Origin of the sequence: Bradyrhizobium erythrophlei (assembly GCF_900129425.1) — a bacterium.
GTDB classification, from domain to species: domain Bacteria; phylum Pseudomonadota; class Alphaproteobacteria; order Rhizobiales; family Xanthobacteraceae; genus Bradyrhizobium; species Bradyrhizobium erythrophlei_C.
Genome location: NZ_LT670817.1, coordinates 2,266,034 through 2,282,617, shown reverse-complemented (window position 1 = coordinate 2,282,617; position 16,584 = coordinate 2,266,034). Strand labels below are relative to the sequence as shown.

Sequence of the window (16,584 nt, the reverse complement as noted above, 5' to 3'; positions counted from 1 at the left end):
AAGCAGAACAGCGATGCACCAACCGGAGCATTCCACACGCCGTCATTTCTTGGGCCTCGCCAGCGGCGCTGCCGTAATCGGCGCTGTCCCGATCGTGACGTTGCGGCCCGCCGGGGCGACCCCCGCGATGCTCGCCGCCGCCATCCGCAACGTGGTCGGCGCGGCCGTGGTACACACCGGCAAGGTCAAACTCGACATTCCCCCGCTGGTCGAGAACGGCAATACCGTGCCGATGACCGTCAGCGTCACGAGCCCGATGACATCTGACGACTTCGTCAAAAGCATCCACGTCTTCAACGAGAAGAACCCGCAGCCGAATATCGGCAATTTCTATCTCGGTCCGCATGCCGGCCGCGCGCAGATCTCGACCCGCATTCGCCTCGCCGACAGCCAGAAGATCGTCGCCATCGCGCGGCTGTCCGACGGCTCGTTCTGGTCCGCCAGTGCCGACGTCATCGTGACGCTCGCCGCCTGCACCGAGGAGGCGAGCTGATGGCATCGGCCCTGATCAACGTCCCGGCGAAGGCCAAGCGCGGCGAGATCATCGAGATCAAGACGCTGATGTCGCACATCATGGAGACCGGCTACCGCCGTACCGCGGCCGGCGAGGTCGTTCCGCGCGACATCATCACCAGCTTTACCTGCCGCTACAACGGCGTCGAGGTTTTCCGCGCCGACCTGTTTCCGGCGATCGCGGCAAATCCCTTCATCACCTTCTTCACCGTCGCGACCGAGAGCGGCAAATTCGATTTCGATTGGGTCGGCGACGACGGTTTTGCCGAGTCGGCCTCGGCGTCGATTGTTGTCGAGTGAGGACAGCACGCACGATAGCCGTCGCGGCGCTGCTGGTCGCGGCCGGTATCGCCGCCCCTGCCCTCCTCGCTACTGAAATCCCGCCAGCGGCGCGCCGTTCCGGTTACAGCTTCATGTCGCCGGATAGCCAGGCGATGCAGAACGACGATACCGCCAATCCCGGCATGCTGTGGGTGCTCGACGGCGAAAAACTGTGGAAGAGCAAAACCGGCGCGACGGGCAAGGCCTGCGCCGATTGCCATGATGACGCCCGCGCCAGCATGAAGGGCGTGGCGGCGCGCTATCCCGCTTTCGACAGGGAGCTTGGCCGACCCGTCAATCTGGAGCAGCGCATCAATCTGTGCCGCGCGCGGCACCAGCAGGCGACGCCGCTCGCTTACGAAAGCCACGACCTGCTGGCGCTCACCGCCTACGTTGCGCGGCAGACGCGCGGCGTCGCCATCGACGCCGCCTCCGACCCGCAACTCGCACCGTTCGTCGCGAGCGGCCGCGACCTGTTCATGCGCCGGCAGGGGCAGCTCAATCTCGGCTGCAGCAATTGCCACGACGACAATTGGGACAAGCACCTGGCGGGGTCCGCGATTACGCAAGCACACCCGACCGGTTATCCGCTGTACCGGCTGGAGTGGCAGTCGCTCGGCTCGCTGCAGCGCCGCATGCGCAACTGCATGATCGGCACGCGCGCCCAGCCTTACGACTACGGGGCGCCGGAGCTGGTCGACCTCGAGCTTTATTTGATGTCGCGCGCGCGGGGAATGCCGATCGAGACACCGGCGGTGCGGCCGTGAGCTATCGCAATCTATCATTCGGCCGGCGCCGCAAGCGGCATTTCCGGATGCGAGATCGAGTCGGTGCTGGTGCCGAGCTTGCCGACCGCCAGGAAACCGGCGGCCACGACCGCGTAGGCCAGCGCGACGCCGGGCGTTACGCCGAGGCCGCCGCCGATGCCCACGGCCTCGCCGTGCATGAAGCCGAAATAGGTGAGGACCGCGCCGGAAAAGGCGAACGCGGAAGCTTTGACGAATTCGCGCTCGATCACGAAGACGCCGATCGCGCCGAGCACAAGGCCGGCGAGGATCGAGCCGCCGCCCATCACTTCCAGTCCATGGTACAGCACGCCCTGTTGAGGCAGCGCGGCGATGGCCGCGGCCTTGACTTCACCGACCTTGTCGGCGGCAAGGCCCCCGACGCTCTGAGCCGCGTTCAGGGTCGAGCCGAGCATGGTGTCGATCTGCAGCTTGGCCCACGCCGCCAGATGCGGCGTCAAGGCGAGCACGATGGCCGGGGCGTGCTTGATCGGCGTGGTCTGGAACGCCTGGGCGCAGATCAGCATGCCGATGTAAAGCAGGATCGGCGAAATCGCGACCACCGGCACCAGCGCCAGCAGCACCGAGATGATGCCGAACCATGCCAGCAGAACCACCATGATCCCGGTGGCGGCCGAATAGCCGATCCGCCCGCCCATCGCCTTCCATCCGGGATGGCCGATATAGACCGCGTTGATGAACGGATTTCCCATCAGGCAGCCGATCAGGCTGACGACGCCGTCGGCGGTCAGCACACGCGTGGTCGGATATTCGTCGCCCGCGGCCTCGGCGCTCTCGACGTTGTCCATCGCCTCGACGAGGTCGTAGATGCCGAACGGGATCGCGGTCACCAGGATGACGCCGAGGAATTCGAAGCCGGAGAATATCTGACCGACAGCGGGGATCGGTACCGAGAAGCCGAAATTCGCAAAGGCGTCGCCGACGCCCTTGACGCTCAAACAGCCGAGCCCGAGGCCGAACAGGTTCGATCCCCACGCGATGATCATGCCGACCGCGATGGCCACCAGCCCGGCGGGAATTCCCCTGAAATACTTCACGCCGCCGAACCAGCTCAACAGGATGATGGCAAAGCAGACCAGCCCGATCTGCGGCGTCATGTACATTTCCAGCGCCGGCCGCATCGAGATGAAGGTCACGGAAACGCCGGCGAGCGTGCCGAGCAGCGCCGCACGCGGCGTGATTTTCCGGATGTAGGGCGCGATGAATCCGCCGATCATCAGAATGAAACTCTGGAAGAACACCCAGACCAGGCCGGCGGACCAGGCCTTCACGGGATCGCCGGTCTTGATCGCGATCGGCAGCATGATCACGAACGTCACGATGAACATGTGAGGCACGCTGACGCCGGAAGGCAGCGCGCAGACATCGGTGCGGCCGGTCTTTTGCGCCAGCCGATAAGCGAGCCACGCATAGTAAAACGTGGAGAGGCACATCATCAGGCCGAGCGCCGGCAGGATGCGGCCGAATACCAGCGTGTCCGGCATCTTCAGCACGAAACGCAGCAGGCCCGTCAGCACCAACATGTTGACGAGGATATTGGTGCCGAATCCGAAGAAGGCGTTCCAGTCGCCTGGCGTCCACAATACCGGCTTGAAATAGGGCTTTCCGGCGGTCCCCGTCATGTTCGTGCTCATCGCGATCCTCCGCTTCCTAAATGCTTGAAGTCTCCGGTATCGGTGCTGGTGTCATTGCCTTGAGAACCGCGGCGGAGTCGCTGACCCAGCCGAAGATGCCACCCTGGGCCTTGATCATCTTCAGGCCCATCTCGTGGAATTCTGGGAAATAGGATGCGCAGCCGTCGGCCACCACGACGCAGCGGTAGCCGCGGTCGTTGGCCTCGCGCACGGTGCTGTTGACGCAAACTTCGGTGGTCACGCCGCACACCAGCAAATTCTCGATGCCGTATTTCTGCAGCACGTCGCTGAGTTCGGTGGCGTAGAACGCGCCCTTGCCGGGCTTGTCGATGACAATCTCGCTGTCGAGCGGATACAGCGCGGGGATGATGTCGTGGCCGGCTTCGCCGCGGATCAGGATCCGTCCCATCGGACCGGGATCACCGATGCGCAAGGACGGCGCGCCGCGCTCGGTCTTCGCCGCCGGCGCGTCGGACAGATCCGGCAAATGACCTTCGCGGGTGTGCACCACGAGCATGTCGTGCGCGCGCGCCGCGCCCAGCACCGCCGCGATCGGCTTCACCGCGCGCGCCAGCTGCGAGACATCATTGCCGAGCGTTTCGCCGAAGCCGCCGGGCTCCATGAAGTCGCGCTGCATGTCGATGATGAGAAGGGCCGTGGTCGACCAGTCCAGATCGATCGGCTCGGGCTCCGCGGCGACCGTGCCGCGGGATAGCTGCTGTGAGTTCGCCATGACCTTCCGCACCCCAGGCGAGAGAACCCTCCGAGGTGAACTAAGCAAAGCCCATGCCATTGTGTACAATGCGCGTGGGCACCGCCGCGTTTGAGAATCTCTCGTGTTTTCAATTTGTTGAACCGAACGCCGACAGCCGCTTAATCTCTGAGCGCAGCTTTTATGACTTGCATTTGCTTATTCGTTGGGCGCAGGGCGCGCTCGTCCCACTCTGCGGTCGTCATACTCCGCGCATGCGGGGTATCCAGTACGCCGCGGCTTATCGCGGGTGATGACGATTGGAGTGTGACGCGTTCGTTCTGCGATCGTCATTGCGAGCGGAGCGAAGCAATCCACTCTTTCTTTGTGTTGCAGCATGGATTGCTTCGCTGCGCTCGCAATGACGGTATGACACACCTTCGCGATCTCGCGGCGTGATGCGCCCGAGGTGTGCATGGATTTTCCGCCCTGAAAACAGAGGGCGTGGGGAATGCCGGGCGCCCGATGCACCCGCAGCCTCGTGTGCGCTATTGGTAGCAAGTATGCACACGAGTATTCACAGCGAGCCATCGGAAAACACCCGACATTCCCGCACGCAATGGTTTACGGCTTATACCGTGCTCTCCCCGGTGATCGGCTTTCTTGCCACCGTCGTTACGCGGATCGCTCCGCAAACTTGACACCAGCGTCGGGGTGTCAGGACCACACGTCTTCGCCGTCCGCTGCAAGCAACGCCCGTCAAGCGCGCCGCCGCGTCCACCGCATCCCGCCCCGCGTTCGTGACGTTCGCGAAACGCCCCTCTGTGGGACAGGACGACTGGGGATATAGAGTGATTTGGGTCTTCGGAAAACCAGAATATTTTTTCAAAAAGGACTGGACAGGTTTTCGCGAAGCACGCCCGTCGGGCAAATCAGTCGACCTGTCCGCCGTAGAAGCGAACGCGGAAGGCATCACCCACCATTGCTCCCGCCGCAATTTGCGACCGGCCTACGATCCTCCCCCGGACAGCATCTTGACCAGCCGGTACAAATAATCCTCGCCCTCGTAGAACGATTTCACGAGAATCCGTTCGTCCTTGCCGTGGGCGCGGATGTCGTAAATGTCGCCCGCGAGCCCGGAGTGGCCATAGGTGGGAATGCCGGCGTTGCGCAGGTAGCTGCCGTCGGTGGCGCCGGCGCTCATGACGGGAAGCACGACGGCGCCGGGCCAGAACTGCTGCGACAGTTTCTCGATCGATCCCATGATCTCTTCATGCAAAGCCGACGGCGCGCTCAGCACCGGCTTATCGAGTTGGGTGACGGTGATCTGATCGTCCGCCAGCACCCGCTCCAGCGTCGCCTTGACCTCATCGACGGGCTCGCCGGGCATGATCCGGCAATTGACCTTGGCGCTTGCCAGTTGCGGCAACGCGTTGACGGCGTGGCCGCCCTGCAGCATGGTCGCGACACAGGTGGTGCGCAGCTGGGCGTTATAGACCGGATTGGCGGCGAGCCGGACAAACGACATCGCGGCCGCATCCGGCTTGTCTGACAGCACCGCGCGCATGTCGGCGGCGGTCTGCTCACCCTCGAACTGCGCCGTGCGCTCGAAATAGGCGCGCGTGGTTTCGTTGAGCTTCAGCGGAAAGCTGAATTTGGACAGACGCACCAGTCCCTCTGCCAGATGATAGATCGCATTATCCTTCGTCGGGACCGAGCTGTGGCCGCCCTTGTTTTTCACGTCGAGCTGATAGGTCAGCGAAACCTTCTCGCTGGTCTGGACGCTGTTCCGGATCGGCTTGCCGTCCTTGAGTCCGACGCCGCCGCCCTCGTTCAACGCGAATTCGGCATCGATCAGGTCGCGATGGTTCTTGATCAGCCACTGGATGCCGAGACCATCGCGGTCCAGGATTTCCTCATCGGTCTCGAGCGCCACGATGATATCGCGGTCGGGCTTGTAGCCTTCCTGCTTGTAGCGAATGAGATTGTTGACAAAGGCCGCCGCCATATATTTGTCGTCGCCGCTGCCGCGCCCGTAGAAATAACCGTCCTTCTCGGTCAGCTTGAACGGATCGACGGTCCAGTCCTCGGGGTTGGCGGGGACGACGTCGAGATGCGCCACCAGCAGGATCGGCTTGCGCGCGCCGGTGCCGCGCAGCCGGGCGACCAGATTGCCCTTATGCGGCGCCGGCGAGAACACCTGAACGTCGGTGTCTGCAAAACCGGCCGCCCGCAGCCGCGCCGCCATCGCCTTGGCGGCACGCGCGGTATCGCCGGTCGCGGTCACCGTGTTGATTTCGACCAGTTCCTTGTAGATGTCGAAGGCAAGCTGCTGCTGCGGGCTCAGTGCTTCGGCGGCCGCAAGATTTGACGCTACCGGCAGGATCGCGGCCAAAACGGCGAAGATAGCGATCCCGAAACGCTTCCGCGGCGCGAAGCCGCTCCGCCTGATTGTTCCAAACATCTTGCTCTCCCAGACAACGCCGAGCGGCATGACTTCAGATCGGCCGCCCGCTTGCCCTCAAGGTATCGGACCGGATACCTGCCGTCAGTCGAATTCTTCTATCGGCGAACGACCTTGACGTCCTCGGCTGTCACCTCGTCCAGGTAATCATTGCCAAAATGGCTCCGCAGATAATTCACGACGGCGGCGACCTGATCGTCGCTCATCATGTCGCCGAATGCCGGCATGCCGCGCCGTCCGTTGACGACGATGCCTAGGGGGTAACCGCTGGCTTCGAGATTTCTATCTCTCGCTAGGGAGGGATATGTCCCGGCGCCTGTCGCACCCTTGCCGTCGGACATGTGGCAGCCCTGACAAACATTGGCGTACAACTCCTCGCCGCTCATTTCGACAAAGCTGAAGCCTGTGCTCAGCGGAGGCGCCGACGCCGCCGGGCCGGTGTTTTGCGCTGACGCCGGCGATGTTAATGGCAGGAGCAGCGCTGTCATCGCCAGGGCAAAGGCTATGCGAAGGCCAAAGTTTCTCTGCATCATCCGGACCACACCTGCGGGATTCACGCGCCTTTAAGAGATCACCCTATGTTTTGACCACGCGCTCGTGCAGCCGGGTGATGGCATCGAGCGACGACAGAATGGCGCCCTCCTGCCATGCCGGAATGTAGGACGCGTGTTCGCCGGCCAGCACGATCCTGCCATCGATCCGGCAGAGATCATCGTAATGTTCCGCCCTCGTCCTGTCGGTCCACCAGCCCGCGCATCCCAGGGTAAAGGGCATGCGATGCCACGTAACGGCGACGCCATTCTCGAATTCGGCGCCGTATTGCGGATGAATGCGGGCGCCGAATTCGACAGCGCGAGCCACCCGTTCGGCCGGCGGCATCGACGTGAATTCGTAGGCGTTGGCGCCTTCGAACACATAGGCGCCCAGCAGCACGCCCCTGCCGGCGCTGTTGAAGCCGGTGTTGGGATAGGCGATCTGCCGGATCGGCAGGTCGGTGTAACTGATGCCGCCGTAGATCGCCTCGTCCTGCTCCCAGAATCGGCGCTTGAACTGAAGGCCGATCTTGACGGCTGACGCGTAGGGCACGGCGTCGATGGCCGCCTTCATGCGGTCGCCGACGTCGAGCGGAAGCTGACTCAGAATGGAAAGCGGTATGGTGCAGACGCACCAATCGGCCCTGGCCTGTTGCAGCGTCGCCGGGGCCTTGAGGTCGGTATAGGTGACGGTGACGCCATGGTCGTCCTGCTGTATCCGCGTCACCTTGGCGTCGTAACGAATGACGTCGCCGACTTCCCTGGCAAACGCCTTGCCGATCATGTCCATGCCGCCGACCGGCTGTAACATCGTGGTCTGGAAGGTGTGCAGCGCGAAGTTCTGCAGATAGCGCCACAGCCGCGACTTCAGGATTTCGGACAGATTGATCGGTTCGCCCGGGATCGGCGCCGCACCAAGGCCGCCGCCCGGATACCTGGCGTAGCCGCGAAAGTCAGCCGAAACGAGATTGGCCTTGTAGGCGTAATTGCCGTCCAGCGCGCCCCACGACCGCAACGCCTGCATCAGGATCTCGCGGTCCTCCTTCGACACGGCTTCGTCGAGCTTGCCCTGCTGCGTTGCCTTGGCGAGCAACTCGGAAATCTGGCCCTGGAAATCGGTCTTGATGTCGCGAATGCGCTGCGGAACGCCGCCGAATGCCCTGGCCGAATGCAGAAAGGCGTTGTGATTGAGCTGGACGAAGGGCTCGAGCGCGACACCCAATCGCCTGCAGTAATCGAGCAGCGCGCGGTGGTGATAGGGAATCCGCCATGGGCCGGGATTGATGTAGAGGCCCTGCTCGAATTCGCAGGTCTGTTTGAAGCCGCCGAGTTCGGTGAAGGAATCCCCGCCCCGCAAGGTCCAGTTGCGGCCCCCGGCCCGGCTGTTGAACTCCAGAATCCGGACATCGTATCCGGCCTTGCGCAATTCCAATGCGGCCGTCATGCCGGCCAGCCCGGCGCCGAGGACAAGGACGGAAGCCCCCTTCGGATCGCCGTCCAGCCTGATCGGACCCTTGTATCCGCTGTCGGACGCAAACCCCAGTGAGGTCATCGCGTGGTACATCGCCGCGCTGCCGGAAACCGCTCCGATCAGGGACAGCAGATCGCGCCGACTAACGGTTGCGGGCTCGCCTTGCATCGTATCTCGACAAGCAGACGGTTTCGCCAATAGTGAGGAGATAGTTCTATCACGATGACCGGCGCGCGGATCGCGGCAGGGCCCGAGATCTCAGAACAGTAACTTGATCTTGATATTCCGGCTCCGGCCGGCTTTCAGAGATAGCCTTCGCCGGCTTCCTCGGCAAAACGGCCGGGGTCGCCTTCCCAGACGATCCGCGCATGTTCCAGCACATAGACCCGGTCGGCGTGCGGAAGCGCGAAGGTGACGTTTTGCTCGCCGAGCAATACCGTGATCGGCGTGGTCTGGCGCAATTTTTCCAGCGCCTTCGACAATTGTTCGAGAATGACCGGCGCCAGCCCCAATGTCGGCTCATCCAGGATCAGGATTTTCGGCTGCATCATCAGCGCCCGTCCGATCGCCAGCATCTGCTGTTCGCCGCCGGACAGCGTCTGCGCCATCTGGTTTTGACGCTCTTTCAGGATCGGAAACAGATCGAACAGCCACGCCATCTGCTTGTCTTTGGCAGCATCCGTCAGGTGTTGCCCGCCGAGGTCGAGATTTTCGCGCACGCTCATCTCGCCGAACAACTCGCGTGATTCCGGGCACTGCACGATGCCGCTGCGGGCGATACGCGCCGGACTGGTGCCGCGCAGTTTTTCGCCGTCGCGGACGATTTCACCGGTGTAGGGCAGGAAGCCCGAAATGGTGTTGAACAGCGTGGTCTTGCCGGCGCCGTTCAACCCGACCACCGAGACGAATTCGCCCTGATGAACATGGATCGAGACATTCTCCAGCGCCTGCGCCTTGCCGTAATGCACGCTGACGTTCTCGACCTGCAGCAAGGGCACCTTGTCCTTGAAGCTGGTCTCGGGGCGAGCCGACGTTTCGATGGCGCCGCCGAGATAGACCCGGCGCACCGTCTCGTTGCGCATCACCTCGTCGGCGCGGCCGGTGACGATTTCCTCGCCGAGATACATCGCCAGCACCCGGTCGACCAGCGCCGCGACGCTCTTGACGTTGTGATCCACCAGCAGGACGGCACGGCCCTCGTCGCGAAAACTGCGGATCAGTTCGGAGAAGGTACCGACTTCGCCCAGCGTCAACCCGGCGAAGGGTTCGTCGACCAGCACCACCTTGGGGTCGCGCGCGATGGCCTTGGCCAGTTCAAGCCGACGCAGATCGGCGAACGGCAGGGTTGGCGGCCGCCGATCCATCACGGCGCCGAGGCCGACACGGTTGGCGATCCACTTCGCCCGTTCGGTCAGAGCCTTGTCCGCAAACAGCATCAACAGGCTGTCCGGCAGCAGCGCGACCATGATGTTTTCAAGCACGGTCTGCCGGTTCAGCGGCCGTGAATGCTGAAACACCATGCCAAAGCCCTTGCGCGCGATCTTGTGCGCGGGCAGTCCGGCGATATTTTCTCCCAGGAAAATGACGTCGCCCGCGGTCGGGCGTTCGATCCCCATGATCGTCTTCATCGCGGTCGACTTGCCGGAGCCGTTCGGGCCGATCAGGCCGAAAATCTCGCCGGCGCGCAGTTCGAGCTTGAGATCCTTGACGGCGGTGAGGCCGCCGAAGCGTTTGGTCAGGCCGCGGACTTCGAGAACCGGAGTGTTGTTGGTGGCGTCCATTATTGGCGAGCCCCATGCGACAGGGCCGCTCCGAGGAAACCGTTCGGGAAGAACAGGATCACCAGCAATGCGACGGTTGAGACGATGAAGGTCGCCAGTTCGCCGGTCGGCCGCAGGAACTCGCCGGCGACGATCAGGAAGATCGCGCCGAGCGCGGCGCCCAGCACGGTGCGTCGTCCGCCGAGCACGGCGGCGACGATCACCTGCACACCGACGGCGATATCGACCACCGTTCCGACCGACGCGGTACCGAAGTAGAACACCAAGAGCGCACCCGACAGCCCGGAGAAAAATGCGCTGACCACGAAGGCAGCGAGCTTATGCTTGACGATGTTGAAGCCGAGCGCGCCGGCCTGCACCGGATCCTGTCCGCTGGCCTGCAGCACCAGACCGACCGGCGACTGCGAAAGCCCGTACAGGATGATGGCGCTGATGGTCATGAACCCGAGCGCGATCCAGTAGTTGGCGCCGGCGTTGATCGTGATCACGTCGGGAATGGTCAGGCCGATTTCGCCGCCGGTGAGGCCGGCGAACACGACGATGAAATTCTGCAGCATCAACACGGCGACCAGCGTGGTCAGCCCGAAATAGGGTCCGCGCACGCGCAGCGCCGGCAGCGCCAGCACGAATCCGGCGATCACCGAGGCCATCGCGCCGAGGAAGATGCACAGATACACCGACCACCCATACTCGCTGTTGAGGATCCCGGCGGTGTAGGCGCCGACGCCGATCAGGAAGGTCGGACCGAAATTCACTTCGCCGGCAAAGCCGAACAGCAGATCCCAGGCCATCGCGAACACGCCGAAATAATAGGCGACCGTGAGCAGGCCAAGAATATAGCCGGAGACATAGAGCGGCAGCGTCGAGGCGACGATGACGACGCCGAGCGAGATAAAGAACAGCCGCGATTTGAAAAATTCGGCCATGCTCATCGCCTCCCGAGCAGGCCTTGCGGCCGTATGTACATGACGATGACCAACAGCAGCAGTGCCGGAATGGTCCGGTAGGCGGGCGAGACCAGATAGGCCGTGAAGGTTTCGAGGTAGCCGACCACGAAGGCGGCGATCAGCGAGCCAGAGACGCTGCCGAGACCGCCCAGCACCACGATCGAGAACGCGCTCGCGGTCAGCGGCCCGACGCTGTAGGAGCTGACGCCGAGAAACATTCCGAGCAATACGCCGGCGATGCCGGCGAGAATGCCGTAGATCGCCCAGACCACGATATAGATGTTGGTCAGCTCAAGCCCGAGCAGGGTGACGCCGCGCGGGTTCATCGATGCCGCCAGCACCGCCTTGCCGGTGCGGGTGCGGTTCACCATCAGCCAGAGCAGGCCGATCACCCAGCAGCAGACGACCGCGGTGAAGATTTCGTTTTGAGGGGTGCGTACGCCGAAGATGTTGACGACGCCCTCGACGATCGGCAGCACGGTCTTGGCGTTGTTGGTAAAGAAATACGCGATCAGCTCCTGAATCATGATTCCCCACAGCAGCGTGCCGGTGAGAACGAAAATTTCCTTCTCCTCGTTGGGAATTCGCCTCGATTTCTGGATCGGCTGCACCACCGCGAAATAGGTGACGAGCGCTGCGACCAGCGCGGTCGCGACGCCGACCAGCGCGCCCTCATAGGTGTTCATGTGCAGCACGCTTGCGGCAGCCCATGCTGCCACCGCCGCCAGCACCATGATGGCGCCGTGCGAGAGATTGAGCACGCCGGAGACGCCGAAAATCAGGGTGAAGCCGGTTGCCCCCAAAGCGTACAACGCGCTGATGGCAAAGCCGTCGATCAGAATCTGAAACGCAAGCATTTATAATGGCCGCGCAGCACCGCTGCCTCTCTAAGAAGATTACAAATGTGAAAATGCTCCCGGGCCGAACCCGGGAGCATCGTCATTGGATTATCAGTTCGACGTGACCTTGATGAAGCTCGGGAACTTCAACGTCCCCTTGGCGACTTCCTTCGGCCACACGCTGACCTGCTTGCCATCCTGCCACTGCAGCATCAGGCCGGTGATCAGACCCTTGCCGTATTTGATCGAATGGGTGAACTGGTCTTCCTTGCCGTAGAACTGGACACGGCCGATGGTGCCTTCCCAGTCGGTTTTTTCCAGCGCCGCGACCAGCTTGTCGGCATCGGTCGAGCCTCCCCGCTTCACGGCGTCGGCGATGTAATAGACTTCGTCATACGAGGTATAGCCGGCATAGGAAGGGTAGTTGCCGAACTTCTTCTTGAATCCTTCGGCGAAGGGAATCGACTTCGGGGTTACCGCGACGTCGGGACCGGAGACGCCCTGATAGAGCACGCCGTCGGACGCGTTGTTGGTGTCCTTGCCGAAGGTTTCGTTGGTTGCCTGCGAGCTGATGCCCAGCATCGGGATCGGAACCTGCTGGTTCTTCCACTGCACGGTCGGCTGCACACCGACATGCGAAATGCCGGTGATGATCACGTCGGGCTTGGAACCCTCGATCTTGTTGAAGATCGGCGTGAAGTCGGTGGTGTCGGGAGAGAAGCGGATGTGGTCGAGCACCTTCAGCCCGATCTTGGGCAGGCATTCCTCATATCCGACGTCGAGCGGCGTGGTCCAGGCGGCGTCCTCGCTCATGATGACGGCGGTCTTCATGTGCTTCTGTTCGACCAGCAACTCCTTGGCGGCGTCGCAGACCGATAGCGCCAGCGCGGCCGAGGTCAGATAGCCGTGGAAGGTATATTTGTTCTTTTCATAGTCATTGTGGACGCTCTTGCTGATCTCGTTGGACGCAGCACCCGGCGTAACGAAGGGTGTCTTCAGGCGCGAGGCCCAGGGTTCCAGCGCCAGCACGACTTCGCTGATGTAGCTGGCGATAACGACATTGACCTTGTCCTCATTGACCGCGCGCTGGAACGCGCGAACCGAATCCGCCGACGAAGAGTGGTTGTCGTAGGTGACGATTTCAATCTTGCGTCCGTCGACGCCGCCCTGGGCGTTGATTTCATCGGCGGCCATCTGGGCCGCCTGCGGGATCGACGCCCCGGCGATGGCCTGCGCCTCCGCGATGACGCCGATCTTGATCGGATCTGCCGCAAAGGCCGGACCGGCCGCCGCCAACAGGCCTAGAGCGGTCGCCCCGAGAAGGCTCCGCAAAGACCAGGAAACAGGCGGGTGCAATGTTTTTGTCATATCGTTTCTCTCCAGATGTACAGCTTATTACTGCCTTAGCTCCATTCTAACGGTGCGTGGGCATGCAGCAAGCGAAACTGCACCGCAAATTCCTCCGCGATAGCCGACTAAAGTAGGGTTTGGGCCCAATCGAGGCTCCAATAAGGCCCTGGGGCCGACGGGGCCGGATCGGGGAGCAGGCCGCCGCTCAAAGTTTTGTTTCGGTCTTGCTGGAAAGGTCGTTCAGAAAATTGTCCGGCGCATCGTTTCCGCGTCCTGGGCCGTCCGGTAGGAGCGAAAGCCGCAGTCGGAGACCTTGACGCCCATGGCTTGACGTCCATGGCTTGGCGCCGGCGCTGGATCTCCTCAACAGAACGGAAACGCGCGTTCACCGCGCGGCGACACGACAAGGCGGCGCTCCCGACTAGGAATCCCTGCACACGGATCGAGACGCTGCCCAAACAAGCGGCACGACGTCACAGCCGCATTGGCCCGCCAATCTAACATGCTGATAGGAAAAGATTTTCCTGCCACCCTTTTTGGCATGTAAGTTGCCTGTTACCGAGCAATGCAGCCAATTCCCGTCCAGTTGAGTGTTCGAAACGTCCGCAAGTCCTTTCACGGAAAGGCCGGCGAGGTTCGCGTGCTCGAGGACCTCAGCTTCCACATCAACGAACGCGACTTCGTCAGCATCATCGGGCCGAGCGGCTGCGGCAAGACCACGATCTTCAACATCATCGCCGGCCTGCTCGAACCCGATTCCGGCTCGATGCAGTATCGCGGCGAGGAGATCGAAAGCCTGCGCGGCCGCGTCGGCTACATGATGCAGAAGGATCTGCTGTTTCCGTGGCGCACCGTGTTCGGCAACGTGCTGCTGGGACTGGAAACCCGCGGCGTGCAGCGCGATGAGGCCGAAGCCAAGGCGCGCGAGTATCTCAAAGGCTTCGGCCTTTCCGGTTTTGAGAACGCGTATCCGAAAACACTGTCCGGCGGGATGCGCCAGCGCGTGGCGCTGATCCGCACGCTCATCATGGATCCCGACATTCTGCTGCTCGATGAGCCGTTTTCCGCGCTGGACTACCAGACCCGCCTCTATCTGGAGGGGGTGCTGAAGGACGCCGTCGAAACCTACCACAAGACCGTCATTCTGGTGACGCACGACATCGATGAGGCGGTGGCGCTGTCGAAGCGCGTCGTCGTGCTCAGCGGGCGTCCCGCCCGTGTGAAGATCGTGCACGACATCGATATCCGCGCGGCCTCGCCGATCGCCGCCCGCAGCGATACCAGGTTTTCGGGTTACTTCCACGCGCTCTGCGCCGAGCTTGACATCCAGACCGAGAAAACCGCGTGACCCTGACGATGCCCGGCTCCGCCCCGATGCCAAAGCGGAAGACCCGCCGTGCGCGCCGCCGCGCCACCTTCGACACCACGCTCGGCCGCGCGATGCTGCAGGCGGCGGCGGTGATCGCCTTTTTTGCACTGTGGGAAACAGGCGTGCGCGCCGGCTGGATCTCCGCCTTCCTGGTCGGCTCGCCGTCTGGAATCTTCTCTCTTGGATTCAAGATGATCGCCAGCGGCGAACTACTGTCGGACACCTGGTACACCCTGTTCGAGGCCATTCTCGGTTTCGTCATTGGCACCATCTTCGGATCCCTGCTGGGACTGGCGCTGTGGTACTCCGTGTTCGTGGCGCGGCTGGTCGAGCCCTTCATCGTCGCCATCAACAGCGTGCCGAAGATCGCGCTGGCGCCGATCGTGGTGCTGTGGTTCGGCACCGGGCTCGTTTCCAAAGTCGCATTGTCGGTGTCACTGACCGCCATCGTCGCGCTGATCGCGGCCTATCAGGCAGCCAAGGACGCCGACGTCGACCTGCAATCGCTGCTGATCTCGATGGGCGCGGACAAGCATCAGGTGTTCTTCAAGGCGGTGGTGCCGTCGACCTTGCCGTCGATCATCGCGACGTTCCGAATCAATATCGGCTTCGGACTGGTCGGCGCTGTCGTGGGCGAATTCATTTCATCGCAGCGCGGGCTTGGTCACATGATCTATACCGCGTCCAGCCTATACGATCTCGACACGGTCTGGGTCGGACTGTTCACGCTGATGATCATGGGGTTCGTCCTCTATTACGTGATCGACATTATCGAGCGGACGAGTTTGCCCTGGAAGCAGTCGAACACCACGCATCAGGTTCAGGTCTAAGATTCAATGTCGAACACACGGAGACATCCCATGACGTTGCTCGCGCGTATCATCGGCGCCGCCGCGCTCACCGCCAGCCTGCTCGCCACACCGGCGCTCGCGGAAAACAAGAAGGTCACGCTGTCGCAGGCGTTCCAGTCGATGCTGTATCTGCCGCTCTATGTGGCGATCGACGAGGGCTTCTTCACCCAGCAGGGCCTCGACCTCACCAAGGAGACCGCCGGCGCGCCGACCGTGGCGCTCTCGGCGGTGATTTCCGGAAGCGCGCAGTTTTCGATCCACGGACCGGAATGGACCGCGATCGCCGCCTCCAAGGGTGCCCCGGTCGACGTCATCGCCAATGTCGTGAACGGCGCCGCGGTATGGATCGCGACCGCGCCCGACTTCAAATTCAATGACATCAAGGACGTCAAGGGCCAGAAGGTCGTCACCGGCCTGATGCCGACCACCAGCACGTCGCTGTTCATCAAGCTGCTGAAGGAGAACGGCATGGACGCCAAGACCGACGTCGACATGATCCCGGTTGCGATCGGCAGCGAACCCGGACCGTTCGTCGCCAGGCAAGCCGATATCGCCGTGATGTATGAGCCGGGCCTCGATCAGGCCGTGGCCAAGGGCATGAAGGTCGTTCTCGGATTTCCGAAATTATATGGCGCTTATGCCTTCTCGGCGGTCACCGCGCGCAACGACGTCGATCCCGACACCGCGCAACGCGTGGTCAACGGCATGGAAATGGCGATGCGCTTCATGACAGGGAACGAAGCCAAGACCGTCGAAATTGCCAAGAAGGAATTTCCGACGCTCGATCCCGTCGTGGTGGAAGCCGCCGTGAAGCGGATGCTCGCCGACGGCGTCTATCCCCCGAGCGTGGACATCACCGCCGATGCGCTGAAAGTGTCGATGGACACCCAGATCGCGCTCGGCAATCTGGCGACTCAACCCGACTACAAGGCGTTCGTGGTCAGGAAATTCATCGATTCCGCTGTCGCGATGAAATAGCGCGAACCGCCCGGCCCCTCTGGCGCGTCATCGGGT

At 62.5% G+C, this 16,584-nt stretch carries 15 protein-coding genes; 6 read left to right on the top strand and 9 right to left on the bottom strand.

All coding sequences use genetic code 11. The features are described from left to right. Positions 1 to 13 precede the first annotated feature (13 nt). Genes B5527_RS10745 through soxA form a run of 3 tightly spaced genes read left to right on the top strand, consistent with a single transcriptional unit; the run spans position 14 to position 1,601 of the window. Complete coding sequence (locus B5527_RS10745) at positions 14 to 493, top strand: SoxY-related AACIE arm protein (RefSeq protein WP_079601264.1); 480 nt, start codon at positions 14 to 16, stop codon at positions 491 to 493. Then, on the top strand, positions 493 to 813 hold the full coding sequence (gene soxZ, locus B5527_RS10740) for a thiosulfate oxidation carrier complex protein SoxZ (protein ID WP_079601263.1): 321 nt from the start codon (positions 493 to 495) through the stop codon (positions 811 to 813). Before B5527_RS10745 ends, soxZ begins: the two co-directional genes overlap by 1 nt. Then, on the top strand, positions 810 to 1,601 hold the full coding sequence (gene soxA, locus B5527_RS10735; RefSeq protein WP_245332573.1) for a sulfur oxidation c-type cytochrome SoxA: 792 nt from the start codon (positions 810 to 812) through the stop codon (positions 1,599 to 1,601). The genes soxZ and soxA overlap by 4 nt, the downstream gene beginning before the upstream one ends. Before the next feature lie 14 nt (positions 1,602 to 1,615). On the opposite strand, the gene B5527_RS10730 is transcribed toward soxA, so the two are convergent. From B5527_RS10730 to B5527_RS10690, 9 genes are all read right to left on the bottom strand, one after another. Further along, positions 1,616 to 3,274, bottom strand: a complete 1,659-nt coding sequence (locus B5527_RS10730; RefSeq protein ID WP_079601261.1) for a regulator — start codon at positions 3,272 to 3,274, stop codon at positions 1,616 to 1,618. A gap of 16 nt (positions 3,275 to 3,290) precedes the next feature. After that, entirely contained in the window at positions 3,291 to 4,007 is a 717-nt protein-coding gene (locus B5527_RS10725) for a cysteine hydrolase family protein (protein WP_079601260.1), read from the bottom strand. Positions 4,008 to 4,974: 967 nt separating this feature from the next. Next, positions 4,975 to 6,429 carry a M20/M25/M40 family metallo-hydrolase gene (locus B5527_RS10720; protein ID WP_079607206.1) on the bottom strand — a complete coding sequence of 485 codons (1,455 nt, stop codon included), beginning with the start codon at positions 6,427 to 6,429 and terminating at the stop codon, positions 4,975 to 4,977. A 98-nt stretch (positions 6,430 to 6,527) separates the two neighbouring features. Next, positions 6,528 to 6,962 (bottom strand): c-type cytochrome, encoded by a 435-nt coding sequence (locus B5527_RS10715; protein WP_172842536.1) that lies wholly within the window; start codon positions 6,960 to 6,962, stop codon positions 6,528 to 6,530. A 43-nt stretch (positions 6,963 to 7,005) separates the two neighbouring features. Then, on the bottom strand, positions 7,006 to 8,601 hold the full coding sequence (locus B5527_RS10710) for an NAD(P)/FAD-dependent oxidoreductase (RefSeq protein WP_079601259.1): 1,596 nt from the start codon (positions 8,599 to 8,601) through the stop codon (positions 7,006 to 7,008). A 134-nt stretch (positions 8,602 to 8,735) separates the two neighbouring features. Then, complete coding sequence (locus tag B5527_RS10705) at positions 8,736 to 10,214, bottom strand: ATP-binding cassette domain-containing protein (protein ID WP_079601258.1); 1,479 nt, start codon at positions 10,212 to 10,214, stop codon at positions 8,736 to 8,738. Beyond that, entirely contained in the window at positions 10,214 to 11,140 is a 927-nt protein-coding gene (locus B5527_RS10700) for a branched-chain amino acid ABC transporter permease (protein ID WP_079601257.1), read from the bottom strand. The genes B5527_RS10705 and B5527_RS10700 overlap by 1 nt, the downstream gene beginning before the upstream one ends. Before the next feature lie 2 nt (positions 11,141 to 11,142). After that, the gene (locus tag B5527_RS10695; protein WP_079601256.1) at positions 11,143 to 12,018 is read right to left on the bottom strand and encodes a branched-chain amino acid ABC transporter permease; all 876 of its coding nucleotides are present in this window, start codon (positions 12,016 to 12,018) and stop codon (positions 11,143 to 11,145) included. A gap of 93 nt (positions 12,019 to 12,111) precedes the next feature. Beyond that, positions 12,112 to 13,368 carry an ABC transporter substrate-binding protein gene (locus B5527_RS10690; RefSeq protein WP_079601255.1) on the bottom strand — a complete coding sequence of 419 codons (1,257 nt, stop codon included), beginning with the start codon at positions 13,366 to 13,368 and terminating at the stop codon, positions 12,112 to 12,114. Between the two features lie 547 nt (positions 13,369 to 13,915). On the opposite strand from B5527_RS10690, the gene B5527_RS10685 reads away from it, so the two are divergent. The 3 genes from B5527_RS10685 to B5527_RS10675 are packed head-to-tail and all read left to right on the top strand — an operon-like array spanning position 13,916 to position 16,548. After that, entirely contained in the window at positions 13,916 to 14,698 is a 783-nt protein-coding gene (locus B5527_RS10685; protein WP_079601254.1) for an ABC transporter ATP-binding protein, read from the top strand. Beyond that, positions 14,695 to 15,549 carry an ABC transporter permease gene (locus tag B5527_RS10680; RefSeq protein WP_245332571.1) on the top strand — a complete coding sequence of 285 codons (855 nt, stop codon included), beginning with the start codon at positions 14,695 to 14,697 and terminating at the stop codon, positions 15,547 to 15,549. The genes B5527_RS10685 and B5527_RS10680 overlap by 4 nt, the downstream gene beginning before the upstream one ends. Before the next feature lie 30 nt (positions 15,550 to 15,579). Further along, complete coding sequence (locus B5527_RS10675; RefSeq protein ID WP_079601253.1) at positions 15,580 to 16,548, top strand: ABC transporter substrate-binding protein; 969 nt, start codon at positions 15,580 to 15,582, stop codon at positions 16,546 to 16,548. Positions 16,549 to 16,584: the final 36 nt, after the last annotated feature.